Here is a 26,357-nt window from a genome sequence, read left to right as displayed (position 1 = left end):
GGGCGTTTTTGTTGCTGGAATGGAGATTTCCCATGCGCGGTAACGACTTCAAGGACACCACCCTTTCCCAGGCCGCTGTGCCGGGTACCGACGATGCACCGCCGGACGGCTTTGTGCCCATGTCACCCAGCGGTTTCGTGGCGCAATGCACCGGCTTGTACTTCCATCCGCAGCGCGTCGTGATGGCCGCGAGAATCCGCCCCGAGCACCTGAACCCGCTGGGGATCGCCCACGGCGGCTTTCTCGCCACCCTGGCCGATACCGCGTTCGGCCGTGCACTCAAGTACGCCGCCGGCAGCGACATGCCACCGGCAACCATCAACCTGAGCATGGATTACCTGTGCCCGGCGCCCCTGGGGGCCTGGGTCGAAGCGCAAGTGCAGATCCACCGCCTGGGGCGCACCCTGTACCACGCCAGCCTCGACCTGCTCGATGGCGAGCGTCTGGTCGCCCGGGGCAAGGCGACCTTTATCGGCAATGCGGTGACCCCGCGCTGATCACAGCGCGGTGTTGTCGGGCAGTTTCAGGTCCAGGTCGCGAGCCTTGGCAATCGCCTCGTCGCGACCGGTGACCCCCAGCTTGTAGAAGATGTTCTTCATGTGCCACTTCACCGTTTCCGGTGACAGGTTCAACACCCTGGCAATCTTCTTGTTCGGCAGTGTCCGGGCCACCAGGCTCAGCACCTCCAGTTCACGGGCGCTGAGCACTTTGCGGCTGTCGGCATCGTCGGCATGTTCCTGGCTGGCCGCAGTGCTTCGCGCCACCTCAAGCAACCGGCGGGTGTAGAACGCCAGCACCGGGTCCGGCTCAGCCTCGGCGAGCAAGGCCTGGAGCATGGCCGCCACGCTGGGCCAGGCATCGAGCAGGCTGCGCACCAGGCCCAGGCGATGGCCCTGGCGCAGGGCTTCGATGATCAATTCTCGGGCGGCTTCAGGCCGCTGCTGGCCCTGCTCGCTGACCGCCACTTGCAGCAGCATCGGCACCACCCGGCGCCAGCGTCGGTGACGGCGCGAGGTGTCGATCAGTGCCTGCAACTGCTGCCCGGCGTCCCTCAGCTTGCCCTCATGCAGATCCCGCTCGCTGGCGGCGCGACGGGCGATGACCTGCACTTCATGGGCAGTCCCCGGGCCTTGCGGGTCATGACCCCGGGCAAGTTGTTCGATACGCTGCAGCGCCGCATCCGCCTGCTGTTCATCCCCCCCCTGCTGGGCCCAGCGCATGCGCAACACCAATGCCGCTGCCAGCAGGCGGTCCAGGTTGTAGCTGCTGGCAAACTGCTCCAGACGCTCGACCCAGCTCCAGGCCTCGGTGTGCCGGCCCGCCAGCCAGTGGGCCATGGCCAGGGTCTGCATGGCCTGCAGCACACTGTCGGGAATCGCCACCCGCTGCAGCAGCTTCATGCGCGGCTCCAGCAACTGGCACGCGGCCTCGTAGTCGCCCTGTTCGTACAACGCCATGCCCAGCAGCGCGGCTGCCATGCTGCTGACGATCAGATAGGCCACGCCCTGGCTTTCTGCCTGTTCGAGCACCTCGCGGTACAGGTGCTCGGCTTCGGTGCTGCGCCCTTCAAGCGCCAGGCTCATGCCCGTGAAGCAGCGCCCCACCAGGCTGCGCCGTGGTGAGCCCTGCAAGCGTTCACCCTCCTTGAGCACCGCCCGGGCCTGCTCGAATTCGCCCTGGTACATGTACAGCCAGGCCAGGGTGTTGCAACGCCCGGCATAGGCAAAATCGTCGGCATCCTCAGGTATGGCGAGCAGCGCGGGCAGCAATGCCAACAGCGCCTCGGTGTCGTCCTGGAACAACGCCAGGCTGCCTTGCAGCACGGTAAACACATGCTGTTGATTGCGATCGAGCACGGCGTGCTGGCGGCGCAGCTCGGCCATGCTCTGCTCGACGGCGGGGTAATTGCGGGCGTACAGCGACAGGTGCGCCATCACCAGTTGCAGGCCGATACGGCTGGCGGTCTGCTCGGCTGGCAGGCTGCGCAACAACCCCGACACCTGGCTGAGGTTGCCCTTGTTCAGCAAGTCATAGGCGCAGGCTTCGATGATGTCGGCAGCGGCTTCGGCATCGCCGGCCTTCACCGCATGGCGCACGGCCTCGTCGAGATGCCCATGGGCACTGAACCAGCCCCGGGCGGCGGCGTGCAGGTCCGTCGCGCGGGTATCGGCCTCGGCCTCCAGGCGACTGAGCAGGACCTTGCCCAGCAACGGGTGCAGGCGATACCAGGTCTCCTGATCATGGCTCTTGACCTGGGTGATGAACAGGTTGTCGCTGTCCAGGCGGGTCAGCTGGGTGAGCATCCGGGCGATGGCATGGGGTTGGCCCAGCAGGGTTGCGCACAGCGAGGCGCAAAAGCGTTCGCAGATCGACACCCGGGTCAGCAGGCGCAGGTCGTCAGGCGCCAGGCGCACCAGCACTTCACGCTCGAAGTAACTGGCAAAGGCACCGGGATCGCGCACCTGCACCCGGTCGAAGCGACCGCCCTGCTTGGCCTTGAGGTCCACGGCAAACAGCTGCAGCCCCGCGACCCAGCCATCGGTCAGCTCATGCAGCACCGCCGCATCGCGAGGGTCGATGCTGCCCAGTTGCTCGCGCAGAAAGCGTTCCGATTCATCGGCGCTGAAGCGCAGGTCGCGCAGGTCGAAATCACTGACCTGGCCGCGTCCACGAAAGCGTGCGAGGACCACCGGCGGGGCCTCCCGCGAACAGAACACCAGGTGCAGCCGGGCGGGTGCGTAATCGAGCAACCAGTGCAGCACCTGGATAATGTGCGGGTCCTGCACATGGTGCAGGTCGTCCAGCATCAGCACCAACTCGCGCCCGTGGCTGGCAATGCTCTGCACCAGGGTAATGACCCAATGTTCCAGGGCCAACTCGCCATTGTCGCGCCCCAGCAGGAACCCGGCCTCGCGCACCAGCGTGGGGTCGATTTCCGCCAGGCTGGCCTGCAGGCAATGACAGAAGCGTTCCGGGTCATTGTCATCGGCGGACAGCGACAACCAGGCCACATCGAAATGCAGTGCCAGCAACTCGCGCCGCCAGGCCAGCAGCGTGCTGGTCTTGCCGCTCCCGGCCGGGCCCTGGATCACCACGCAGCGCTGTCGGCGAGCCTCCATCAAACGCGCAAGCAAGCCCTCGCGGGCCAACAGCAAGCGCGCCCCGCGTGGCGGCACGACCTTGGTCTGGACATTGGAGGGATCAGTGTCGGTGGCTGAATCGGGCAATAGCGGCATGAGCGAAAGCATCCAGAATGGCGGACAGCGCGAGGCACCAGTGTAACTGGATAGCGACAGATGTAGGAGCGGGCTTGCCCCGCGATGGCCCTAGAGTCGTGCACAATTCAAGATCCATCGCGGGGCAAGCCCGCTCCTACAGAGCCGATACAGAATGGGTATCGGCCAAGACGGCAAAAGTATTGTCCGCCACGCCCTCGTACTGCCTACCATCGAAGCACCAGCCATAGGAGCGTTCGATGAACACAGCAAAAGGGCCGCTTGCCGGGGTCCGGGTCCTTGATATCACTGCCGTGCTGATGGGCCCCTACGCCACGCAGATACTCGGTGACATGGGTGCCGACGTGATCAAGGTCGAAGCGCCCGCAGGGGATACCGTGCGTGATATCGGCCCACGGCGAAACCCGGGGATGGCCGGCATTTTCCTCCAGGCCAACCGCAACAAGCGCAGCATCGTGCTTGACCTCAAGCAGCCCGAGGGCCGTGAAGCCCTGATGCGCCTGGCCGCCGATGTCGATGTGCTGGTGTACAACGTGCGGCCCCAGGCCATGGCCCGCCTGGGCCTGGACTATGCCGCACTGGCGGCGGTCAACCCGACGATTATCTATGTGGGCGTCTACGGTTACGGCCAGGCGGGCCCCTACGCCGCCAAGCCGGCCTACGATGACCTGATTCAGGGCGCCGCGGCCTTGCCGGCGCTGGCCCTGGCTGCGGGTGCCGATGCCCCGCGCTACGTGCCCAGCGCCATGGCCGATCGCATCGTCGGCATGAGCGCCGTCAATGCCATCACGGCTGCGTTGTACCATCGCCAGCGCAGCGGACAAGGCCAGTCGATCGAAATCCCCATGTTCGAGACCATGGCCCAATTCGTGTTGGGCGATCACCTCGGCGGCCTGACCTTCGACCCGCCCCAGGGGCCGTCGGGGTATGCGCGTCTGCTCAGCGAACACCGCAAGCCCTACCCCACCCTGGATGGCTTTTTGTGCGTGATGATCTACAGCGACAAACAATGGCGCAGCTTCTACGACGTCATCGGCAGGGCTGACGAATTCGACGCCGATGAACGCCTGGGCTCCATCGGCCGGCGCACCGAACATATCCAAGCGCTGTACCGGATGGTCGCCGGGATCATAGCCACCCGCACCAGCGCCGAATGGATCGCGCTGCTTGAGGCTGCAGACATACCGGTGATGCCCATGCACACGGTGGAATCCCTGCTGGAGGACCCGCACCTGCAGGCGGTGGGCTTCTTCGACTACCAGGAGCATCCCAGCGAGGGGCGGATTCGCACGCTAGGCATTCCCTCCACCTGGTCTGCGACCCAACCGAGCCTTACCCGCCCTGCGCCGCAACTGGGCGAACACAGCGCCCAGATCCTCGCCGCCGCGGGCTACACCCCCGAAGACATCGACACACTGGCCGCCAAAGGCATCACCCGCCTGTAGGAGCGGGCTTGCCCCGCGAGGGATCTTGAATCTTGCCGATAGCTCCATGCCTGCCAGTGATCCCGCTTCGCCGTTACGGCTGGAGTGCACGACTCAAGCGCCATCGCGGGGCAAGCCCGCTCCCACAGCGCTCGACAAAATACCGGGCCGTGGGCGCCACCGCTCCTACCGCAGCTTGAAAGAACGCCACGGGCCAGCAAGAGCGCATCGAATTGTGCTTTTGATCTTGATCCACCCACCCCGTTAACCGCAGTGAGGGCGCCGTAAGGGCGCCAAGGTGATTCAGCATCACCTTGGCAAATGGATATGCTCACGATCGCGGGGCAAGCCCGCTCCTGCAAAGCTCTAGAAAATGCCGGGCCGTGGGCGTGACGGCATCCTCCAGCACCGCCACCGCCGTCCCGACCACCAGGCGCTCATCCAGCTCATCGAGCGGCACGAACGCCACCCCGGTACCGCTGTAGCGACACACCGCATCCGGCAGCAACGCCACCCCCAGCCCACCCTCGACCAACCCCAGAATGGTCTGCACCTGCACCGCTTCCTGAACAACGGGCGGCTGGATACCGGCCGCCTGGAAGGCATACTGCGTCAACGCATACATACCCGGCACCCGGCTGCGAGAATGGACGATAAAGGGTTCCTCACCCAGGTCGGCAAGCCGCAACCCCACCCGCCCAGCCAGCGGCGAGTCTGCACTCACCGCCAGCACCATGCGCTCGCGTTGCAACAGGGTGACTTTCGCCGCAGTCGGCTCCAACACCGGAAACCGCACCAACGCCACATCCAGGGAGTGCTCGCCAAGCCTGCGCAGCAAGTCGCTGGTGGTCGACTCCTCGATCTGCAACGCCACCGCCGGGAAACGGGCACGGTAACGGCGGATGATCCCGGGCATCAGCGAGAACGCCGCCGAGCCGACAAAACCGACCCGCAAGCGCCCCTGCTCGCCGCTTTGGCCCTCGCGGGCAGCGCGACGAATTTCATCGGCGAAGAACAACGACCGCCGTGCATGCCCCAGCACCGCTTCGCCCGCCGGGGTCAGCTTCAAGCCCGAGGGCAAGCGCTCGAACAACAACACGCCAAGTTCGCCCTCCAGCTTCTTGATCGAAGTCGACAACGGCGGCTGGGCCATGTGCAGTTGCTCGGCGGCACGATGAAAATTGAGGGTCTGGGCCAGCACCAGCATTTGCTTGAGTTGACGTAGTTCCATACTGCCTCTGTCGGGCCATCAGCCCTGTGTATCGGTCGATCCGGATCCGGTATTGGACGCCCGCGTCCGGCGGGAGAATGATGAGGTGACACTGACTACGTTGACGGGAAACACTCATGGGCCCACTTGCAGGCGTGAAGATCATCGAGCTGGCCGGCATCGGCCCCGGCCCCATGGCGGCCATGATGCTCGCCGACCTGGGCGCGACGGTGCTGCGCATTGAGCGACGCGAGGCGGTGGAGCTGGGGGTGAAGAAGCCCCTCAAGTACAACCTGCTGTTGCGCAACCGCCAGGCCATTGCCCTGGACCTCAAGGACCCGCAGGCGGTGGCGCTGGTCAAGGAACTGCTGGCCGACGCCGACGGCCTGATCGAAGGCTTTCGCCCCGGCGTCACCGAGCGCCTGGGCCTGGGCCCGGAGCAGTGCCTGGCGATCAACCCGCGCCTGGTGTACGGGCGGATCACCGGCTGGGGCCAGACCGGCCCGCTGGCCAAGGCGGCCGGCCATGACATCAACTACATCGCCCTGACCGGCGTACTCAACGCCCTCGGCCGCAAAGACCAGTTGCCCGCCGTGCCCCTGGCGCTGCTGGGCGACATGAGCGGTGGCGCCCTGTACCTGACCATCGGCATGCTGGCCGCGATACTCGAAGCCCGTGGCTCTGGCCGGGGCCAGGTGGTGGACGCCGCCATTGTCGATGGCGCGGCCTCCATGGCCACGGTGTTCTACGGCCTGGTCGCGGCGGGTAGCTGGACCCCCCGGCGCGGCAGCAATGTGCTGGATTCCGGTGCGCACTTTTATGATGTGTACCCCTGTGCCGATGACCAGTTGATATCCATCGGCCCCATCGAGGGCCGCTTTCATGCCGAGCTGCTGCGCCACCTGGAAATCGATCCGCAGCAGATTGGCGAACAGAACGATCCGCGCAACTGGCCCGCCGCCCGCACGCTGTTTGCCCAAGCCTTCGCCCGGCGTACCCGGGCGCAGTGGTGTGAACTGCTCGAAGGCACCGACGTGTGCTTTGCCCCGGTGCTGTCGTTCAGCGAGGCGCCGGAGCATGCACACCTCAAGGCCCGTGGCACCTTTGTCGAAGTCGATGGCGTGGTGCAGCCGGCGCCGGCGCCGCGCTTCAGCCGTACCCCGTCCGCAACACCCACCCCACCCAGGGCCGCCACGGTTGCCGGTGCGCAGGAAGCGCTCTCGGGCTGGCTGCCGGCCGCGCGCATCGCGCAATGGGCCAGCAAGGACGTGATGGGCGACAACCCGCAATAAACAACGGCGCGGGCAACCAAGGTTGCCCGCGCCCTCACCTCAGCGCTCAGGTCGCACCCGCATCATGCGCAGCGGCGTGTACACCATCACCGTCTCCCCCCGCTGGTTGACCACCTCGTTGCGCGTGCGCACCAGCCCGCGATCGGGCCTGGAACTGATGCGCTGCTCGATCACTTCGCAGCGCACCTGCAGGGTGTCACCGACAAAGGTCGGGCCCTGCATGTTCAGCTCGGCATTGAGAAACGCCATGCCCGAGGCCTGGAACGACGGCGCAACCAGGCCTTCGGCGAAGGTGTACACCAGCCCGCCCGGCACCACCCTGCCGCTGATGCCCATGCGGGCCCGATCGGCAGGCTCGGCATTGGTGAACAGCTCTTCGGTGAGCCAGGTCAGGTTGGCGAAGTTGACCAGGTCGGTTTCGGTCACCGTGCGTTTCTTGCTGTGGAAGCGGGTACCCACCGGCAGGTCGTCGCAGTAGATCCCGACCTCCAGCGACACCTGCCCAGGTTCAACGTGGCTCATGCACACACCTCAATACGACTTGGGCATGCCGAGGACTTTCTCGGCAATGAAGCACAGGATCATCTCCCGGCTGACCGGGGCAATGCGCGGGATCATGGCCTCGCGCAGGTAGCGCTCCACGTGGTACTCCTTGGCGTAGCCGTAGCCGCCATGGGTCATCACCGCGGTTTCGCAGGCCTGGTAGCCGGCTTCGGCGCCCAGGAACTTGGCGGCACCGGCCTCGACACCGCATTCTTCGCCGCGATCAAAGCGGCCAGCGGCATGAAAGGCCATCAGATTGGCCGCTTCCAGCTCCATCCAGCATTTGGCCAGCGGATGCTGGATGCCCTGGTTCAAGCCGATCGGGCGGTTGAACACTTCGCGCTCCAGCGCATAGTTCGCCGCCCTGGCCAACGCGGCGCGGCCCAGGCCCACGGCTTCGCCGGCCACCAGAATGCGCTCGGCGTTCATGCCGTGGAGGATGTACTTGAAGCCCTTGCCCTCCTCGCCAATGCGGTCGGCCACCGGTACCCGCAAGCCATCGATGAACACCTGGTTGGTGTCGATGGCCTTGCGGCCCATCTTGTCGATCTCATGCACGTCGATGCAGCTGCGGTCGAAGTCGGTGTAGAACAGGCTCAGGCCATCGCTCTTGTTCTTGACCTCTTCCAGCGGCGTGGTGCGCGCCAGGATCAACATCTTTTCGGCGATGCTGGCCGTGGAGATGAAGGTCTTGACTCCATGCAGCACGTAGTGGTCGCCCTCGCGAATGGCGCGGGTCTTGAGTTGGGTGGTGTTCAAGCCGGTGTTGGGCTCGGTGACCATGAAGCAGGTGCGGTGCTCGCCGGCAATCAGCGGCGGCAACATGCGCAGCTTCTGTTCCTCGCTGCCGAACTCGACCACCGGGTTCAGGCCGAAAATGTTCATGTGTACCGCCGAGGCGCCGCTCATGCCTGCGCCTGACTCGGCGATGGCCTGCATCATGATCGTCGCTTCGGTAATGCCCAGCCCCGAACCGCCATAGGCCTCGGGGATGCAGATACCCAGCCAGCCGTCCCGGGCCAGGGCCTGGTGAAATTCGACGGGAAAGCCACCGTGCTTGTCTTTTTCCAGCCAATAGTCGGCGTCGAAGCGTTCGCAGATTTTCAGGATCGCCTGGCGTATTTCCTGATGCTCCGCTAACAGGCTCGAAGCGGTGGATTGCAATGGCAGCATAAACGGCTCCGGTAGTGATTGAAGTCAGGCCTTGGGCAGCCCCTGGGGCCACAGCAATCGCACGGCCTCGCCGTCTTCGCGGTAGGCATGGCAGGTGCCGATCACCCAGGGGCGCACGGCGACTTCGCGTGGCTGGCCGCCGGCGGCGCGCAGGCTGGCCTGCGACCGGTAGGTGGAAAACAGGGTTTGCATGGCCGTGGTGGCCATGCGTTCAAGCAGTTCGGTCAGGTGGGTGCAGCCATTGGCACCGCCGACGATGTCTTTCATCTTGCGTTTGAAGCCTGCGGCGATCTTGAGCCCCAGCAGGCCCGAATAGGCGCTGCTGATCTGAGCGCAGAACGGGCTGGCCCCCACTTCGGTGGTGGCGGCGATGTGTTGGATGACCATGTCGGCATCAATGGTCATGACCAGGCGCATGTCATGGATGGTGCCGCCCTCGCCGACCGTGTGAAACGGCAGGTCGGTGGGCGCGTTGGTCAGGTCCTGCAGCCGCCCTTCGATGTCGAAGAGGCCGTCGCTGCGCTGGTAGCCTCGGCAGATGATTTCACGGGTGTGCAGCAAGGTACGGGTGAGCGCTGGCGGGGTAGTCGTCATGGACTGCTTCTCTTTGGGCCGGGTCGCACAATGGAATGCGCCGGGAACGAGCCTGCGTTCCCGGCGCGATAACGCGAGGGCTCAGAAGCCGCCGCGACCGCCACCACAGATGAGGGTCTGGCCGGTGACGTAGTCGGACTCGGGAATGCAGAACATGTACACCGAGCCCGCAGCCTCTTCAGCGGTGCCGGGGCGACCCAGGGCAATTTCGCGGCTGGCGGCGGCGATGCGGTCCGGGTGCACGCCGACCTTGATGTCGCGGCCCTCGACCTGCACGGTCTTTTCTTCGGTGGTGGGCTGGGTCAGGCGGGTTTCGATAAAGCCGAACGCCACGCAGTTGACGTTGACCTTCATGCGTCCCCACTCCTTGGCCAGGGTCTTGGTCATGCCCATGATGCCGGCCTTGGCCGAGGAGTAGTTGACCTGGCCGGCGTTGCCCTGGGTGCCCGACACCGAGGAGATGTTGACCACCTTGCGGAACACTTCCTGGCCGGCTTCGGCTTCAGCCTTGCTGGCTTCGCGAAAGTACGGGTAGGCCGCGCGCAGGATGCGGAACGGCGCCTTGAGGTGGCAGTCGAGGATCGCGTCCCACTGCTCGTCGCCCATTTTCTGGATGACGTTGTCCCAGGTGAAACCGGCGTTGTTGACGATGATGTCGATGCGCCCGAACGCTTGCAGCGCGGTCTGCACGATGCGCTCGCCGAAGTCGGGGGCCGAGACGTTGCCGATGCAGGCCACGGCATCGCTGCCCAGGGCGCGGATTTCGGCGATCACTTCATCGGCCGGGCCCTGGTCCAGGTCGTTGATGATGACCTTGGCGCCTTTGCTGGCGAATTTCAGTGCCACGCAACGGCCGATACCACGGCCGGAGCCGGTGACGATGGCAACTTTTCCTGCAAGTGTCTGTTCCATGGAGCCTGTCTCTTGTTTTCGTTGAACGGGAGGGGGTGATTACTGCTTGCCGTACAGGGTGACCACGCAGGCGCCACCCAGGCCGAGGTTGTGTTGCAGGCCGTGCTGCAGGCCTTCGACCTGGCGCGCGCCGGCGCTGCCGCGCAGTTGATGGGTCAGCTCGTAGCACTGGGCCAGGCCCGTGGCACCCAGGGGGTGGCCCTTGCACAGCAGGCCGCCGGACGGGTTGGTGACCACGCGACCGCCATAGGTGTTGTCGCCGTCGAGGATGAATTTTTCGGCGCCGCCCTGCGGGCACAGGCCCAGGGCTTCATAGGTGAGCAGTTCGTTGTGGGCGAAGCAGTCGTGCAGCTCGACCACGCGGATGTCCTGCGGCCCCACGCCGGCTTGCTCGTACACCGCCCCGGCGGCGCGCTCGGCCATGTAGGCGCCGACAAAACCGGTCATGGTCTTGGGCTCGAAGGACTCCACCGGGTCGGTCACCAGCGACTGACCGAGGATCGCCACGTCACGACGCAGGCCGTGCTTGCGGGCAAAGGCCGGGGAACAGACGATCGCCGCCGCCGCGCCGCAGGTGGGTGGGCAGGCCATCATGCGGGTCATGACCCCTTCCCACATCAGTTGGTCGTTCATCACCTCTTCGGTGCTGACCACTTTCTTGAACAGCGCCAGGGGGTTGTTGGCCGCGTGGCGGCTGGCCTTGGCGCGGATCGCGGCAAAGGTGCTCATCTGCGTGCCGTACTTGCGCATGTGCTCGCGCCCGGCGCCACCGAAGGTGATCAGGTTGCGCGGAATATCACCGGCATCAGCACACAGTTCATCCTGGATCGGCAGGTAGTCGCCCCGTGGCAACGGGCGGTCGTCGAAGTTGGAGCGGGTCGGCCCCGGGCGCATCTGCTCGAAACCGACGGCCAGGGCGCACTCGACCTGACCGCTCTGCACCGCCGCGCGGGCCAGGTACAGGGCACTGGAGCCGGTGGCGCAGGCATTGTTGACGTTGAACACCGGAATAGCGGTGCGGCCTACCCGGTACAGCACGGCCTGGCCGCACGTGGTGTCGCCATAGACGTAGCCGGCAAAGGCCATCTGTACCTGGTGGTAGTCAAGGCCGGCATCGGCCAGCGCCAGGCGCACGGCTTCGGCGCCCATGTCGATGTAGCTGGGGCTGGCGCCGGGCTTGCTGAAGGGGATCATGCCGACCCCGGCTACGATTACGTTTTCGCTCATGGTGGTGTGTCCTGACGGGTGAAAAAGGAGGTTGGAAAGCGCGGCCCGGCTCACGAACCAAGCTCAAGGCCCAGTCTCAAGGCCCGGGTCTTGATGGCGGCGAGGGCCAGGCGCGCGTCGTTCGGGTCCCAGCGCTGCTGCGCGCTGCCCAACACCGGCTCAAGCCGTTGCTCAAGCTGGCTGGTGGCAAAAATCACGCTCAGCAAGTGCTGTTGCTGCAGGGCCTGGTCCAGGCAGGCCTGGCCCCTGCCCGCCTGCCCCAGAAGATTGGCGCGGGGCACTCGCACGTCGGCAAGGCCGATAGCCGTGCCGCCAGCGTCCAGGCCCGGACGGTCGCGTTCGACGACGATCAGGCTCAGGCCTGTGTCGCCGCCTTCGCCGTCGATCTGGCAGGCCAGCAGCAACAGGTCAAAGTCATCGCCATTGCCAACGACGCAGGCGCTGCCGTGGATGCGGTAATGATCATGTTCGTGGTGGGCGCGGGTCCGGACTTCGCCATCGGCGCTGTCGGGATCGGCCCAGGCCAGGGCGAGGACCAGCTCACCGCTGCAGATGCCCGGCAGCCAGCGCTGCTGCTGCTCATCGGTCGCAAGGCGGGCGATGCAGGGGGCGACGATGTCCGAGTGCAGCGACAAGGCCTGGTCATGCAGACCTGCACGGGCGAATTCTTCGCGGATGATCGCGGCATGGCCGAAGTCACCGCCACCGCCGTACTGGGCCGGCAAGGTCACGCACAGCAAGCCCTGGTGACCGGCCTTCAACCACAGTGGGCGGTCCGGCGCGCCGTTGCCCTGGTGCGGCAGGTAATCACGCTGCACAAAGCGCCGCACGGCGGTGCGAAACAGCTCGTGATCTTCGCGGTAGAGCGTGCGCTGTGCATCCATACGAAAACCTTTGCCCGCCACAAGATTGCAAGAACGAAACGGTAAAAACCCGTTTCAATGTGTTGCAGCAATCGTTGCATGGGGGTTGGGTGAGCGAGAGCCACCCTCACCGGGTGGGCCGGTATCCAATGCCCTGCGGCGCGAACAATAATCGGGCTCGACCTGGGGTGCAGACGATGGTCGCGTGCCCCACCGCTCATCTGCCACCCGTGGCAGTATGCGGCCCCAGCAGAATAATAATTTGATCGCCTGCGCCGGGCTCCTCGCGCGGCAGGCGGCAGCAGCGGAGGTTTTCAATGCCAGTTCAGCGGGACGAGGTTGCCATTCCCAAAACCACCTCGACCAAGTACGCCAGCCCAAAATCCGCCGACAGCCATTTGCCGCGCCTGCGCCTGCTCGAGCAGATGGCCAATACCGACACCACCCGCCTGATCCTCATCCGCGCCGCCGCAGGGTTTGGCAAGACCACCCTGCTGCAGCAGTACCGCGAGCGCAGCCTGGCTGCCGGCAAGCAGGTGCTGTGGGTCAACCTCGAGCCTGCCGACAACGACCTGCCGCGTTTTCTTCGCATCCTGGCCAGCGGCCTTGCCGCGTGCCTGCCGGCCAGCATCGAAGACGCCCTCGTCTGCGGCGTCGACGCGCTGCTGGAGCAGATTGCCGCCTGCACGCAGCCCTTTGCCCTGCTGCTCGATGAAGTCGAGGTGATCCAGAACAGCGAAGTCCTGGAGTTTTTCCAGCAGTTGATTGAACAGTTGCCCGCAGGCTGCGTGCTGGTCATGGCCTCTCGCGCCGCCCCGGCCATTGGCCTGGGGCGCATCCGGGCCCGGGGCCAGTTGCTGGAAATCAAGCCCGCCGATTTGCGCTTCACCCCTGAAGAGTCCATGGCGTTCATTCGCGACAAGCGCCAGATCCCCCTGCGCGACAACGAACTGGCCACCTTGTACCGCTGCACCGAGGGCTGGATCGCCGGCCTGTACCTGGCCAGCCTGTCGCTCAAGGATCGCGAGGACCATGGCGCGTTCATTGCTTCGTTCTCGGGCTCGAACCTGGAGCTGGCCGAATACCTGACCGAAGACATCCTCATGCGCCAGAGCGAGGACTGTCGCCTGTTCCTGATGCAGACCAGCATCCTCGACCAGTTCTGCGTGCCGCTGTGCCAGGCCGTGACCGGACGCAGCGACAGCGGCGCGATGCTTGAGCACCTGGATCGCAGCAACCTGTTCCTGGTGCCGGTCGACAGCCAGCAGCAGTGGTTTCGCTACCACCACCTGTTCGCCAGTTTCCTGCGCCATGCCCTGGAGCGCCTGCACCCGACCATGGCCAAGGGCTTGCACGAAACCGCCGCCCAGTGGTTTTTCGCCAACGAGCAACCGATCCCGGCCATCGAGCACCTGTTCAGCGCCGGTTTGCACGACGAAGCCGCCAGGCGCCTGAACCAGCACATGGACACCCTCATCAACAGCGGCCGCACCCGCCTGTTGCTGCGCTGGCTCGACCGCATCGACCAGGAAACCCGCGATGGCTACCCCTACCTGACCAAGTCCTATGCCTGGTTGCTGGCTACCACCACGCGCATGAAAGACGCCCTGCTGGTCGCCCAACGCCTGGAGCGGGTCTGCGGGCCACAGTACGCCTATGTGACCCGGGTGCTGCATTGCCTGCAACTGGGGGCGACCGATCACGCCGAAGCCTGTTGCACCCTGGGCCTCGAACTGCTCGGCCAGATGCCCGCCGATGAGGTCAACCTGTACATGGTGCTGGCCAGCTCGGTGGCCCAGAACCTGGTCGCCAACGGCCGCTACGATGAAGCCCGCAGCCTGTTGTCGACGGCGCTGCAGCGCAATCCGCACATCAACGTCAGTTTTTTGCGTCATACGTTCAGCGTCAACGAAAGCATCCTCGACTTGATCCAGGGGCGTTTGAGCAACGCCCTGGTGCGCATGCAAGGCACCGTCGATGCACCGCTGGGCAGCAGTCAGCGCAAGTCCCATGAAGCCAAGCTGTCGCTGGATATTTTCTACGGCCTGCTGATGTACGAAGTCGCTGCCTTCGACCAGGCCGAAAAGACCCTGACGCGCTGCCTGTACTTCGCCAAGCAGGTGATCTCGCCGGAAAACCAGATCGTCACCCATGTGCTCACGGCGCGCATTGCCTACAACAAGGGCGATCGCACCACCTGGATGCGCTGCCTGGTGGAGCTGGAGCAGATCGGCCAGCAGGTCGGCTCACGTCGCCTGCAGTGCTCGGCCTGGCTCGAACGCGCGCGGGTGGCGATGCTCGAGCAGCGCCTGGATGTCGCCAGCCAGGCGCTGCACGCCGCCGACCAGAACGGTGACTGGGACCGCCCCGATTTCATCCGCTTTGCCAACGAGGTCGATACCCCCAGCATCGCTCGCCAGCGCCTGCGCATCGTCCAGGGTGAAGGCGCGCAGGCGGCCCAGGCCTTGCGTACGGCCATCGAACAAGCGCGGCACTGGCAGCATGTGCGCCGCGAACTGAAGCTGCACATCCTGCTGGCCATGGCCCTGGACAGCCAGCAGCACGCGCAGGAGGCCTTCCAGGCGCTCAACGATGCCTTGCGCCTGGCCAGCCACGAGGGTTTCCTGGCGACCTTCATCGAGGAAGGCGAGCGCCTGGCCGGCCTGGTGCAGCGCTGGGCCGTCAGCGGCAGGCCGCGCTGCAAGGAACTGGGCATCGAGCCCAACTTTGTCGAGGAGTTGCTGCAGTACCTGGGAGCAGAGGCCGGGGAAAGCGCAGCGGTGCACGACGACAACGGCGCCCAGAAGGTACTGACCGCACGCGAATACCAGATCCTTCAGTTACTGGCCGTGGGTCTCAAGAACCGCGATATCGCCGAGAAAGTCTTCCTGTCCGAGTTCACGGTCAAATCGCACCTGCAAAAGATCTACGCCAAGCTCGATACCAAGGGCCGCACCGAGACCCTGGCCATCGCCCGGAGCAAAGGCTGGATCGCCTGACCGGCGCCGTGCGGGGTCGCTCAACGAGCCACCCCGCACGGCCTTCAGTGGCCGTGCCGCTCCTGTAACTGACTGGCCGGAATTGCCACCAGCAACAGCACCGCCCCCATCACCAGCACAACGGCGATGACGTCGAAGGCCAGGTACAAACTGCCGGTCGCCGACTTGATCGCCCCCACCACCACCTGGCTGATCACCCCCGCCAGGCCGCCGATGCAACTGATCACGGCAATGCCCACCGCAGCGGCCGACGGCGTCAGCAGCGCCGGGGGGATGGTCCAGAACAGTGACAGCGAGGCCAGCGCCGACGCCGCTCCCAAGGTCATCAGCGCCACCGAGAACCCCAGGTGCCCCTGGGCCGGGCCCAACAGCGCAAAGCAGCCGGCGCTGACCAGGACCGGCACCGCCACATGCCAGCGTCGCTCCAGGCGCTTGTCGGAGCTGCGCGCCAACAGATACATGCCCACCAGCGCCAGCAGGTACGGCAGGCTGGCCAGCGAACCGATGGTCTTGAGGTCGTCGACGCCAAAGCCGCGGATCAGCGTCGGCATCCAGTACGACACGGTGTTCGAGCCGCTGTAGAGGCAGAAGAACACCAGGCCGGCGATGTACACACGAGGGTTGCGCAACACTTCACCGAGGGTCGCCCGGGCCGTGTCGGCGCCCTGCCCCTGCGCCAGGGCGTTGCTCAGCAGCTGCTTCTGCCGGGGCGTGAGCCAGCGTGCATCCGCCGGTTTGTCGACCAGCCAGAACCAGCCGAACACCCCCAGCAGTATTGCCGGAATGCCTTCGACCACAAACAGCACTTGCCAGTCGCGCAGCCCCATCCAGCCATGCAGGTGGGTCATGATCCAGCCGGCCAGCGGGCCACTGACGACCCCGGCGATCATCGCCGCCATCAGGAACACGGCGGTGATGCGGGCGCGCAGGGCCGGTGGAAACCAGTAGGTGAGGTAGAGGATCACGCCCGGGAAAAACCCGGCCTCGGCCACCCCGAGGAAGAACCGCGCGACGATAAGCTGGTTGGCCGTGGTGACGAAGGCCGTGGCCACGGTCACCAGCCCCCACAGCACCATGATCCGCGTCAGCGTCGCGCGGGCGCCGATGCGTTGCAGGTACATGTTGCTCGGCACCTCGAAGAGGATGTAGCCCAGGTAGAAAATTCCGGCGCCAATGCCATAGGCGGCATCGGTGAGGACAATGTCCTCGGCCATGCGCAGCTTGGCGAACGACACATTGAGGCGGTCGATGGTGTTCAGGCCGTAGGCCAGGAACAGGTACGGCAGCAGGCGCAGGATGACCTTGCGAAACACCTCGCGGGTTTCCAGGGCGTCTGCGTCGGTTGTGGCGGGTATCGCAACGGCGTCGTTCATGGTGCTCTCCTTGGCCGGCTGCAGGGCCCGGCGGGGGGCGATCGGGGGGGACGGTGCGGGATCGCGGGGCAAGCCCGCTCCTACCGGCCCCTGGGGCGCCTGTGGGAGCGGGCTTGCCCCGCGATGGATCGTGAATCTGCACCTGGATGTGCACGACTCAGGGGGCGGTCGCGGGGCAAGCCCGCGCCTACAGGGACTGCATCCGTTCGCTGTAGGCGTGCAGGTGGTGGTCGTCGTCACCCAGTTGCCGGGCGACCATCAACAGGTGCTTGGCGTGGTGCGACAGCACGTATTCCCAGGTCAGGCCGATGCCGCCGTGCAGCTGGATACCCTGGTCGGCGATGTAGCGCGCCGCCCTGCTGACGATGAACTTGGCGGCGGTCAGCGCGCGGCTGCGCTCGTCGCTGTCGGGGGCGTCGGCAAGGCAGGCCGCGAGCATCGACATGGAGGTGGCCTGGTCGAGTTCGATGTGCATGTCGACCATGCGGTGCTGCAGCACCTGGAACTTGCCGATCGGCTGGCCGAACTGCTTGCGGGTCTTGAGGTAGTCCAGGGTCAGGTCGCAGGCGGCGCTCATGCTGCCCACCGCTTCCGCGCATTGCGCTGCAATGGCCCGCCCCTGCTGGTACTGCAGCGCCGGCAGCGCTGCGCCCGGCTCGCCGAGCAAGGCGCCAGCGCTGATGTGCACCTGCTCGAGCAGTACGTCACAGGCTTTGCGCCCATCCAGGGTCGCGTACTCGCGCAGGGACACACCCGGGCTTTTCGGGTCGACCAGGAACAGGCTGATGCCGGTTCGGTCACGGCTCTCGCCGCTTGTGCGTGCCGACACCAGCAGCAGGTTGGCGCTGTGCCCTCCCACCACCACGGCCTTGCGTCCATCGAGGGTCCAGCCGCCCTGTGTGGTGCTGGCGCGGGTCTGTACATCGTGCAGCTGGTAATGGCTTTGCGGCTCTTCGAGGGCCACGGCCAGTTGCAGCGAGGCCGCGGCCACCTGGGGCAGCAGTTCGCTTTTTTGCGCCTGGCTGCCCAGTTGCTCGACCAGGCCACCGCCGAACACCACGGAGTACAGGAACGGCTCCAGGCACAGGCCGCGACCCAGCTCCTGGGCCACCAGCATCAGGTCCACGCCGTTGCCGCCAAAGCCGCCGTAGGCAGGGTCGAAAGGCACCGAGGTCAGGCCCAGTTCCCCCAGCTGCTGCCAGAAGGCATAGCTGAAGCCGCGCGCGCTGTGCAGGTGCTGTTCGCGCTGCTCGAAGCCATAGGTATCGCGTACCAGGCGGGCAGCGGTGTCTTGCAGCATCTGCTGCTCTTCAGTCAATTTGAAGTCCATGGCCTGCCCCTTAGAGTTCGAGAATCATCTTGGCGATGATGTTCTTCTGGATTTCGTTGGAACCGCCATAAACCGAGGCCTTGCGCATATCCAGGTACTGGCAGGTGGCGGTGGCGCTGTAGTCGTTGTGCAGTTGATCACCGGCATGCCCGTACCCCAGTTCGTTTTCCAGGAACGGCACGGCGTAGGCCCCGACCGCCTTGGATTGCAGGTAGGTGATGGCCTGGCGGATCTCGGTGCCCTTGATCTTCAGGATCGAGCTTTCCGCGTCCGGCACACCGCCGTCGCGGGCAGCGGCCAGAATGCGCAGGTTGCTCATGTCCACGGCCATCAGCTGCATCTCGACTTCGGCGATCTGGGCACGAAACTGCGCGTCCTCGATCAGGGGTTTGCCGTTGCGCAGCTCGATGTTCGCCGCCTGCTTGAGGCGCTGGAGCATGGCCTTGGCGCTGCCGATGCCGGCGATGGTGGTGCGTTCATGGGTCAGCAGGTACTTGGCGCAGGTCCAGCCTTCGTGCTCGCGGCCCACCAGGTTGCCAACCGGCACCCGGACGTTATCCAGGAACACCTCGTTAACGTGGTGGCCGCCATCGAGGGTGATGATCGGCCGCACGGTGATGCCCGGCGATTTCATGTCGATCAACAGGAACGAGATGCCGCGCTGGGCCTGGGCCTGGGGGTCGGTGCGCACCAGGCAGAACATCCAGTCGGCCTGGTGGGCGGTGGAGGTCCAGGTTTTCTGGCCGCTGACCACGTACGTGTCGCCCTCGCGCACCGCGCGGGTCTGCAGGCTGGCAAGGTCAGAGCCGGCACCGGGCTCGGAGTACCCCTGGCACCACCAGTCTTCGCAGTTGAGGATACGCGGCAGGTAGTGGGCCTTCTGCTCGGGCGTGCCGAACTTGATGATCACCGGGCCGACCATATTGACGCCGAACGGAATGATCCGCGGCGCACCGGCCCGGGCGTACTCTTCGTCGAAGATGTGCTTTTGCACGGCGCTCCAGCCGGTGCCGCCATGCTCCACCGGCCAGCTGGCCGCCAGCCAGCCCTGGTTGTTCAGGGTGCGCATCCAGGCCACGCTGTCGGCCTTGGAGACGCTTTTGCCATGGCGCACGCGTTCGGCCAGGTCCTTGGGCAGGTTCAGCTCGAGAAACGCGCGCACCTCGTCACGAAACGCGAGTTCGTCGCGCGTGAAATGGATATCCATTTGATACCTCGTTCAGTTTTTTTGCTTGATACAGGCAGGGGGAGACCGCCGCAGGCCTGAGCACTGCGGCGGCTTGAGGCAGTTATTGATCGAAGACGATGACCGAGCGGGCCAGCTCGCCGCGACGCAGTTCGTCGAAGGCGTCGTTGATCTGCTCGAGCTTGATGCGCTGGGAAATCATTTCGTCGAGCTTGAGGCGGCCCTGCATGTAGAAGTCGGTCAGGCGCGGCAGGTCGACCGGGAAGCGGTTCGAGCCCATGAACGAACCCTGGATGCGACGCTCGTGCAGTAGCAGTAGCGGGTCGATGTCCAGCTTCAGGCCCGGCTTGATCATGCCGATGATGGTCGCGCAACCGCCACGGGCGAGCATGGTGAAGGCCTGTTCGGCGGTTTGCTTGAGGCCGATGCACTCGAACGAATGGTGTACGCCGCCACGGGTCAGCTCCTGTACCTGCTGCACCGGGTCGCCGTGCTTGGGGTTGATGACATCGGTGGCACCGAACTGCCTGGCCAGTTCCAGCTTCGAGTCCTGCATGTCGATGGCGATGATGCGCCCGGCGCCTGCCAGTGCTGCACCGTTGATGGTGGCAAGGCCGATGCCGCCGCAGCCGATCACGGCCACCGTCTCGCCGGGGCGCACCTTGGCGGTGTTGAACACCGCACCGGTGCCGGTAGTGACCGCGCAGCCCAGCAGCGCCGCACGGTCCAGCGGCATGTCGCGGCGGATGGCGACCAGCGCGTGCTCATGCACCAGCATCTGCTCGGCGTAGGCCGACAGGTTGATGAACTGGGTCATCGGCTTTTGTACATAGGTCAGGCGTGGCTCTTCATCCTTGCCACGCTTGGTGTCGGGCGACACGCACAGCGACAGGTGACCGGTGACGCAGTGTGCGCAGTGGCCGCAATAGGCCGACAGGCAAGTGACGACGTGGTCGCCCGGCTTGACCGTGCGCACCAGCTCGCCCACCTGCTCGACAATACCGGAGGCCTCATGGCCCAGCACCACGGGGGCCGGGTGCGGGTACAGGCCGTCGACAAAGTGCAGGTCCGAATGGCACACGCCGACCGCGACGGTGCGCACCAGCACTTCGTGCGGGCCGGGTTTGCTGATGCCCACGTCCTCGATGGTCAACGGGGAACCTGGGGTATGGAATACGGCAGCTTTCATCTTCTTGTTCTCTTTATTGAGTGAGCCGGACAAGTGCGAGGGTGGTTCAGCGCTTGATCAGCGACCCCACCAGCTGGCGGACCGGGTCGCTGTAGGGCGGGCGCATCAGGTCAGGGCCATCGGCTGCGCGCAGCACGGCCCGGGCGTGGCTGAAGGTGCGAAAGCCATCGAAGCCGTGGTAGGCACCCATGCCGCTGGCACCGACACCGCCGAACGGCAGGGTCTCGACGCCGCCATGGCGCAGCACATCGTTCACGCACACGCCGCCGGAGGTGGTGCGCTCGAGCACGAAGGCTTCCTCTTCGGCGTGGCTGCCGAAGTAGTACAGGCCCAACGGACGCGGATGGCTGTTGATGTAGGCCACCACCGCCTGGATGTCGCTGTACGGCTTGACCGGCAACAGTGGGCCGAAGATCTCGTCCTGCATGACCTTGAGGCTGTCATCGGGGTTGAGCAGCAAGGTCGGGGCGATCTTGTGGTGGGGCTGGCCGCTGAAGTCTTCATTGGCCGGGTTCAGCTCGACGGTGTGTACGCCGGCGTCGCGCGCTTGCGCCAGGTAGTCGTGCAGGCGCTCGAAGTGACGGGCGTTGATCACCGAGGTGTAGTCGGGGTTGTCCTTGAGGGTCGGGTACAGCTTGGCCACCGTCGCCTTGGCCAGGCTGATGAATTCGGCCATGTGCTCTTCGGGCACGAACACGTAGTCCGGGGCCAGGCAGATCTGCCCGGCGTTGTGCAGCTTGCCGGTGATGATCTTGCTCACCGCCGCCGCCAGGTCGGCAGAGCGCGAAATGATGGTCGGCGACTTGCCGCCCAGCTCCAGGGTCACCGGTACCAGGTTCTCGGCGGCCGCGCGCATGACGTGCTTGCCGATGCTGCTGGCGCCGGTGAACAGCAGGTGGTCGAACGGCAATGCACAGAAGGCCTGGCCGACCTCGGCGCCGCCGGTGACGATGGCCACTTCATCGTCGGCAAACACCGTGGGGAAGATGCGCGCGATCAGCGCGCTGGTGTGCGGGTTGAACTCCGACAGTTTGATCATCACCCGGTTACCGGCTGCCAGGGCGCCGGCCAGGCCGTTGAAGATCATGTTGCCGGGGAAGTTCCAGGCGGTGAGGATGCCCACTACGCCCAATGGCTGGTAGCGCACCCAGGCTTCGCCGCGGTCGGTATGGCGGGGTTCGTCGCGCATCCAGGTGGCGACCTGGCTCTTGGTGTACTTCATCGACGCCAAGGGGCTGAGCACGTCGAACAGGCGCGAGAAGTCAGCGCTGCGATGACCGAAGTCGGCGGCCAGGGCCGCGACGATATCGTCCTGATAATCCACCAGCAGGCCGATGGCGCGGTCGATCAGCTCGCAGCGCTGCTCGGCGGTCCAGGGCGCACTGGCCAGCCACGCCGCACGTTGCTTCTCCAGCACGACACGCACTTCGGCACCCCGCAGGTTTTCATTGGCACTCATGTGGTTGGGTCTTCCTTTCAAGTGGCTGTTGGGGAGCTTCCAATCGGCCGGCAGGCCGTTACACTCAGGGCACGTGCCACGATTGGAGCGGTATTCCAGTGAGCCGATACTAAGAAGGACGGGACCACCCGACGACAACCAAAGGTAGGATGCATGGAAGGTTTCTTGCGTAGTTCCAACGGACCAGAGCAGGGAGTAGCCCCGCCTGTACGCCCAGGAAAATTCCTGGTGCCAGCCACCCTCCCCGGATTGCTGGACCGTAGCGCACTGCTCCCCCCCGGCGAGCACCACCCCGGGCTGCGCCTGCTGTTGATCAGCGCCTGTGCCGGTGCCGGCAAGACCACTCTGCTGGCGCACTACCAGGCGCAGTGCCTGGAACAGGGCCGGCGGGTGTTGTGGTGCAACCTGGACCCTGCCGACAACGATCCCCGGCAACTGGCCGCCACGCTGTTCAGCGGGCTCCGGGAGCGGGGCATCATCAGCGCCGACGCCCCCGCCTTCGGGCAGCTGCCGCAATGGCTGCTCGAACAGCTTGCCGGGTGCAGCGAAACCTTCGCCCTGCTGTGCGACGAATTCGAGATCATCACCCACCCCGACGCGCTGGCGTTCATCCAGCAACTGCTCAAGGCCTTGCCCGCCCAGGCCACCCTGGGCCTCGCCAGCCGCACCCTGCCCGCGCTCAATCTCGGTCGCTTGCGCGCCCTGGGCCAACTGCATGAAGTGGACAGCGAAGGCCTGCGCCTGAGCCTCGACGAAACCAGCCACTACCTGCGCCAGTGCCATCAGCTGACGCTCACCCAGGATGACATCGCCCGCCTCTACCACGGCACCGAAGGCTGGCTGACTGGGCTGTACCTGGCCACCTTGTCGCTCAAGCGCCATGACGACCCGCCGGCATTCATCAACGCCTTCAGCGGCGCCACGCCGGCGTTGAGCGAGTACCTGGCCGAGGATGTCCTGGCCAGGCTTGACGAGCCGAGCCAGCGATTTGTGCTGCAGACCTGCGTACTGACGCAGTTCTGCCCAGCCCTGTGCGACGCGGTCACCGGGCGCACCGACAGCGCGGCGATGATCCAGGCCCTGGAACAGGCCAACCTGTTCATCACTGCCACCGATGAACAACGCCAGCAGTTCCGCTACCACAGCCTGTTTGCCGACTTCCTGCGCCACAGCCTGGCACGGCGCCACCCGGACTGGGTCGCGCAGCTGAACCGCGCGGCCGCCCAGTGGTACACCGCCGCCGACCATAGCGAAGAGGCCCTGGAGCATCTGTTCGCCGCCAATGCCATCGACGAGGCGGCCAGCCAGCTGGTGTCGCAGGTTGATCGCCTGGTGGAAAACGGCCATGCCAGCCTGATGATGCGCTGGCTGTCGCGCATCCCCGAGTCGGTGCGCGAGTTGCATCCGGGCCTGGGCGTGGCCTATGCCTGGGCACTGATCCACGCGCGGCGCTACAAGGAGGCGCTACAGGTGATGCAAAGCCCGACGCTGGCGGGCCTGCAGCATCACCTGCACTGCCTGCTGCTGTTGATCAACGACCGCGTCGACGAAGCGCTGCGCAGCAGCGAGGACCTGCTGCCGCGCCTGGCGGACGACAGCAGATCGCCCTACCGGGTGACCGCCTACGTGCGCGCCACGTGCCTGTACTACAGCGGTCGCTACGACGAAGCCCGGCAGTTGCTGGGCAGCGACCGCTTGCGCCAGGTGCAGAGCGAGTCGCCTTACCTGCGCGATGTCACCGACAGCCTGGAAGCGCTGCTGGACATCACCCAGGGCCAACTGGACAGCGGCATGAGCCGCTTGCTCGCCGCCAACCGGCGCAGCCGCGAGACCCTGACCGGCACACCGCCGGTGGGCTTCCCGGTGCTGCAGACCGCACTGTGCCTGGTGATGTACGAATCCGATGCACTGGAGCAGGCGCAGCACCGGCTCACCGAGCTGCTGCCCTATGCCCGCGAACATGCCGCCCCCGACTCACTGATCACCACCCACGTGCTGCTGGCGCGCATCACCTACCTTCATGGCGATCGCCAGGGCTGGATGCGCTACCTGGCCGAGCTTGATCAGCTGGGCCGGGTGTCGGGCTCGTCGCGCATCCTGTGTTCCAGCTGGCTGGAACGGGCGCGGGTGGCCACCCTGGAAAACCGCCTGGACACCGCCGACCATGCCATGCGTTCGGCCGAGCAACACAATGACTGGGACCGGCCGGGCATTCTGCTGACCGCCAACGATGTCGACACCCCCTACATTGCCCGCCAGCGCCTGGCGATTGCCCAGGGTGCTGTCGACCCGGATGACCTGCTGCAGGCCATGAACCAGGCCCTGGCACTTCACCAACACCGCCGTGCCCTGAAGCTGCGCCTGCTGCTGGCCATGGCCCTCGAGGCCTGCAGGCAACCCAAGCAGGCGCTGGAGCAACTGACCCTGGCCCTGGGCATCGCCAGCCCGGTCGGCTTCATTCGTACCTTCCTGGATGAGGGGGCACCGCTGGCGGCGTTGCTGGAGCGCTGGTCGGTGACCTTCCACGGCCAGGAGAGCGCCCTGGGTATCGAACCGCGCTTCGTCGCCCATTTACTGCAGCGCTGCCACAGCAGCCCGGCGCAGGAGGCCAAGGCTCAGGACATCCCGGCCAATGCGTTGTCCAACCGCGAGCTGCAGGTGCTGCGCATGCTGGCCCTGGGGTATCGCAACCGCGAAATCGCCGAGAAGATGTTTTTGTCCGAGCTGACGGTGAAGTCGCATTTGCGCAAGATCAACACCAAGCTCGGCGCCGGTGGGCGCACCGAAGCGGTGTCGATTGCCAGGACCCAGGGCCTGCTCGACTGAGGCGCCGGCTCAGGCCGCCAGCGCCGCGTCGATCAGATCGAGCAACTGGCGGTGCAACGCCGCCAGGTCGATGCCGCTGGGGTCAAGCAGGTACTGCAGCATCGAACCGCGCAAGGTGCCCAGGATCAGCACGGCGCTGGCCTGGGGCTGCACATCGGCGCGGATCTCGCCGTTGGCAATGCCCGCCTCGATGCAATCGGCCAGGTGCTGCTGCACCGTGCGGTTGTACTGCGCCAGGATCGGCGCGGTTTCCGAATCCTGGGTGACTGCCTCGGCCATCAGCGACAACAGCGCGCGGCTGTTGACCCAGTCGCTGTCGTTGCGCCCCAGGTAAACACTGACAAAGCCCTTGAGCGCATCCAGGCCAGGGCGCCACTTGGGCGCCTCGACCTGCACCAGGCTCATGAAGTTGCTGTTGACGTACGCCGCCAGGGCCCGCAGCAGCCCGGCCTTGCTGCCAAAATGGTGAGTCGCCAGGCCCCGGCTGTAGCCCGCCTCCTCGCCGACCTCGGACAGGGTCATGCCGACCCAGCCCTTGCGCGCAACAATCTGCCGCGCCGCCTGCAACAAGCGCTGTTCAGCCTCGCCTCGACGCTCGGCCTGGGTGCGGCGCGAACCGCCGTGGAGTGTTTTTTCTGCCGGTTCCATCGGGTCGTTCCTTAGTCACCTGTAAAGACGGGTTGGCGCCGCTCGGCCATGGCGCGGGTGCCCTCGGCAAAGTCGGCGCTGACGATCTGCCACTCCTGCTCGCTGGCCTCGCGGTCGATGACCGTGTCGACGGCGTCGGCCAGGCCCATGCGCAACGTCTCGCGGCTGGACATCACCGCGCGGGGCGCGCTGGCGGCAATTTCCTCGGCCAGGGCCCGGGCCGCCTGACGCTCCTGGCCGGGCTCGGCCAGCACATCGGCAAGGCCGATACGCACGGCCTCGCGGCCATCGATACGGCGGCCAGTGGCAATCAGCAAGGCGGCCATCTGCGGGCCCACCAGGCGCGGCATGGTAACCGAAATGCCGAAGCCTTGATGAATCCCCAGGCGGTTGAAGTTGGCCGAAAGGCGCGCTTTTTCGCTGGTAACGCGAAAATCGGCGACCAGCGCCAGGCCCAGGCCGCCGCCTATCGCGGCCCCCTCGACGACACAGATCAGCGGCTTGCGGGTACGAAACAGGCGCACCGCCGACTTGTAGACCCGCCGCGGGTACTGCGGGTCGCGCTGGTCGGCCCCGGAAAAATCGGCCCCGGCGCAGAACACCTTGCCTTCAGCCACCAGTACCGTCACCCGGCAGGCGGGCAACTGATCGAGGTAGTCCAGGGTCTCGGCCAGGTCGTTGATCAGCTCGGCATCGAAGAAATTCAGCGGCGGGCGGCTGAAGCTCAAGGTGGCGACATGCCCTTGAAGTTCCAGGGTCAGGCCGCGGCCTGGAGTAAACGTGCTCGGGATCGACATGCAGGCTCCAAAAGATCACAGGGGGTAAGTGGGCGGCTATTGCTTCACGGCCCGGGATGCTGCTAGCGTATTTACT

General features: G+C 65.6%; 20 protein-coding genes. 5 read left to right on the top strand and 15 right to left on the bottom strand.

The features are described from left to right. The first annotated feature begins 32 nt into the window (after window positions 1-32). Window positions 33-497 carry a PaaI family thioesterase gene (locus tag U9R80_RS13190; RefSeq protein WP_301837895.1) on the top strand — a complete coding sequence of 155 codons (465 nt, stop codon included), beginning with the start codon at window positions 33-35 and terminating at the stop codon, window positions 495-497. Here the strand turns inward: U9R80_RS13190 and U9R80_RS13185 are convergent, their stop codons facing one another. Further along, a complete protein-coding gene (locus U9R80_RS13185) occupies window positions 498-3,236 on the bottom strand; it encodes a LuxR C-terminal-related transcriptional regulator (RefSeq protein ID WP_301837896.1) in 2,739 nt (912 codons plus the stop codon). A 239-nt stretch (window positions 3,237-3,475) separates the two neighbouring features. Here U9R80_RS13185 and U9R80_RS13180 point away from each other — a divergent pair, with 239 nt between their 5' ends. After that, window positions 3,476-4,681 (top strand): CaiB/BaiF CoA transferase family protein, encoded by a 1,206-nt coding sequence (locus tag U9R80_RS13180; RefSeq protein ID WP_301837897.1) that lies wholly within the window; start codon window positions 3,476-3,478, stop codon window positions 4,679-4,681. Between the two features lie 310 nt (window positions 4,682-4,991). Here U9R80_RS13180 and U9R80_RS13175 read toward each other — a convergent pair whose 3' ends face one another. Next, entirely contained in the window at window positions 4,992-5,891 is a 900-nt protein-coding gene (locus tag U9R80_RS13175; RefSeq protein ID WP_301837899.1) for a LysR family transcriptional regulator, read from the bottom strand. 116 nt (window positions 5,892-6,007) lie between these two features. On the opposite strand from U9R80_RS13175, the gene U9R80_RS13170 reads away from it, so the two are divergent. Continuing rightward, on the top strand, window positions 6,008-7,162 hold the full coding sequence (locus U9R80_RS13170) for a CaiB/BaiF CoA transferase family protein (protein ID WP_301837901.1): 1,155 nt from the start codon (window positions 6,008-6,010) through the stop codon (window positions 7,160-7,162). Window positions 7,163-7,201: 39 nt separating this feature from the next. Here the strand turns inward: U9R80_RS13170 and U9R80_RS13165 are convergent, their stop codons facing one another. The 6 genes from U9R80_RS13165 to U9R80_RS13140 form a co-directional block, all read right to left on the bottom strand. Continuing rightward, window positions 7,202-7,684, bottom strand: a complete 483-nt coding sequence (locus U9R80_RS13165) for an FAS1-like dehydratase domain-containing protein (protein ID WP_301837902.1) — start codon at window positions 7,682-7,684, stop codon at window positions 7,202-7,204. 9 nt (window positions 7,685-7,693) lie between these two features. Then, the gene (locus tag U9R80_RS13160; RefSeq protein ID WP_301837903.1) at window positions 7,694-8,878 is read right to left on the bottom strand and encodes an acyl-CoA dehydrogenase family protein; all 1,185 of its coding nucleotides are present in this window, start codon (window positions 8,876-8,878) and stop codon (window positions 7,694-7,696) included. A 24-nt stretch (window positions 8,879-8,902) separates the two neighbouring features. Beyond that, on the bottom strand, window positions 8,903-9,472 hold the full coding sequence (locus U9R80_RS13155; protein WP_301837904.1) for a DUF2889 domain-containing protein: 570 nt from the start codon (window positions 9,470-9,472) through the stop codon (window positions 8,903-8,905). Window positions 9,473-9,553: 81 nt separating this feature from the next. Then, window positions 9,554-10,384 carry an SDR family NAD(P)-dependent oxidoreductase gene (locus U9R80_RS13150; RefSeq protein ID WP_301837905.1) on the bottom strand — a complete coding sequence of 277 codons (831 nt, stop codon included), beginning with the start codon at window positions 10,382-10,384 and terminating at the stop codon, window positions 9,554-9,556. A gap of 39 nt (window positions 10,385-10,423) precedes the next feature. Further along, on the bottom strand, window positions 10,424-11,611 hold the full coding sequence (locus U9R80_RS13145) for a lipid-transfer protein (RefSeq protein ID WP_301837906.1): 1,188 nt from the start codon (window positions 11,609-11,611) through the stop codon (window positions 10,424-10,426). 50 nt (window positions 11,612-11,661) lie between these two features. Beyond that, window positions 11,662-12,495, bottom strand: a complete 834-nt coding sequence (locus U9R80_RS13140) for an acyl-CoA dehydrogenase family protein (RefSeq protein WP_301837908.1) — start codon at window positions 12,493-12,495, stop codon at window positions 11,662-11,664. 296 nt (window positions 12,496-12,791) lie between these two features. Here U9R80_RS13140 and U9R80_RS13135 point away from each other — a divergent pair, with 296 nt between their 5' ends. Further along, on the top strand, window positions 12,792-15,473 hold the full coding sequence (locus U9R80_RS13135) for a LuxR C-terminal-related transcriptional regulator (protein ID WP_301837912.1): 2,682 nt from the start codon (window positions 12,792-12,794) through the stop codon (window positions 15,471-15,473). Window positions 15,474-15,517: 44 nt separating this feature from the next. Here the strand turns inward: U9R80_RS13135 and U9R80_RS13130 are convergent, their stop codons facing one another. The 5 genes from U9R80_RS13130 to U9R80_RS13110 form a co-directional block, all read right to left on the bottom strand. Then, window positions 15,518-16,846, bottom strand: coding sequence for an MFS transporter (locus U9R80_RS13130; RefSeq protein ID WP_301837914.1), 1,329 nt, complete (start codon window positions 16,844-16,846; stop codon window positions 15,518-15,520). Window positions 16,847-17,033: 187 nt separating this feature from the next. Continuing rightward, window positions 17,034-18,176, bottom strand: coding sequence for an acyl-CoA dehydrogenase family protein (locus U9R80_RS13125; RefSeq protein ID WP_301837916.1), 1,143 nt, complete (start codon window positions 18,174-18,176; stop codon window positions 17,034-17,036). A gap of 10 nt (window positions 18,177-18,186) precedes the next feature. After that, the gene (locus U9R80_RS13120) at window positions 18,187-19,383 is read right to left on the bottom strand and encodes an acyl-CoA dehydrogenase family protein (protein WP_301837918.1); all 1,197 of its coding nucleotides are present in this window, start codon (window positions 19,381-19,383) and stop codon (window positions 18,187-18,189) included. Window positions 19,384-19,465: 82 nt separating this feature from the next. After that, the gene (locus U9R80_RS13115) at window positions 19,466-20,551 is read right to left on the bottom strand and encodes a Zn-dependent alcohol dehydrogenase (protein WP_301837919.1); all 1,086 of its coding nucleotides are present in this window, start codon (window positions 20,549-20,551) and stop codon (window positions 19,466-19,468) included. 46 nt (window positions 20,552-20,597) lie between these two features. Beyond that, on the bottom strand, window positions 20,598-22,010 hold the full coding sequence (locus U9R80_RS13110; protein ID WP_301837920.1) for a coniferyl aldehyde dehydrogenase: 1,413 nt from the start codon (window positions 22,008-22,010) through the stop codon (window positions 20,598-20,600). A gap of 228 nt (window positions 22,011-22,238) precedes the next feature. On the opposite strand from U9R80_RS13110, the gene U9R80_RS13105 reads away from it, so the two are divergent. Next, the gene (locus tag U9R80_RS13105) at window positions 22,239-24,836 is read left to right on the top strand and encodes a LuxR C-terminal-related transcriptional regulator (RefSeq protein WP_301837921.1); all 2,598 of its coding nucleotides are present in this window, start codon (window positions 22,239-22,241) and stop codon (window positions 24,834-24,836) included. A 9-nt stretch (window positions 24,837-24,845) separates the two neighbouring features. On the opposite strand, the gene U9R80_RS13100 is transcribed toward U9R80_RS13105, so the two are convergent. Further along, window positions 24,846-25,484 carry a TetR/AcrR family transcriptional regulator gene (locus tag U9R80_RS13100; protein WP_301837922.1) on the bottom strand — a complete coding sequence of 213 codons (639 nt, stop codon included), beginning with the start codon at window positions 25,482-25,484 and terminating at the stop codon, window positions 24,846-24,848. Between the two features lie 11 nt (window positions 25,485-25,495). Next, window positions 25,496-26,281 (bottom strand): enoyl-CoA hydratase/isomerase family protein, encoded by a 786-nt coding sequence (locus U9R80_RS13095; RefSeq protein WP_301837924.1) that lies wholly within the window; start codon window positions 26,279-26,281, stop codon window positions 25,496-25,498. Between the last annotated feature and the right edge of the window lie 76 nt (window positions 26,282-26,357).

This window comes from Pseudomonas sp. JQ170C (assembly GCF_035581345.1).
Lineage (GTDB): Bacteria > Pseudomonadota > Gammaproteobacteria > Pseudomonadales > Pseudomonadaceae > Aquipseudomonas.
The sequence above is the reverse complement of the archived record's forward strand: the minus strand, read 5'-3'. Positions and strand labels throughout refer to the sequence as shown.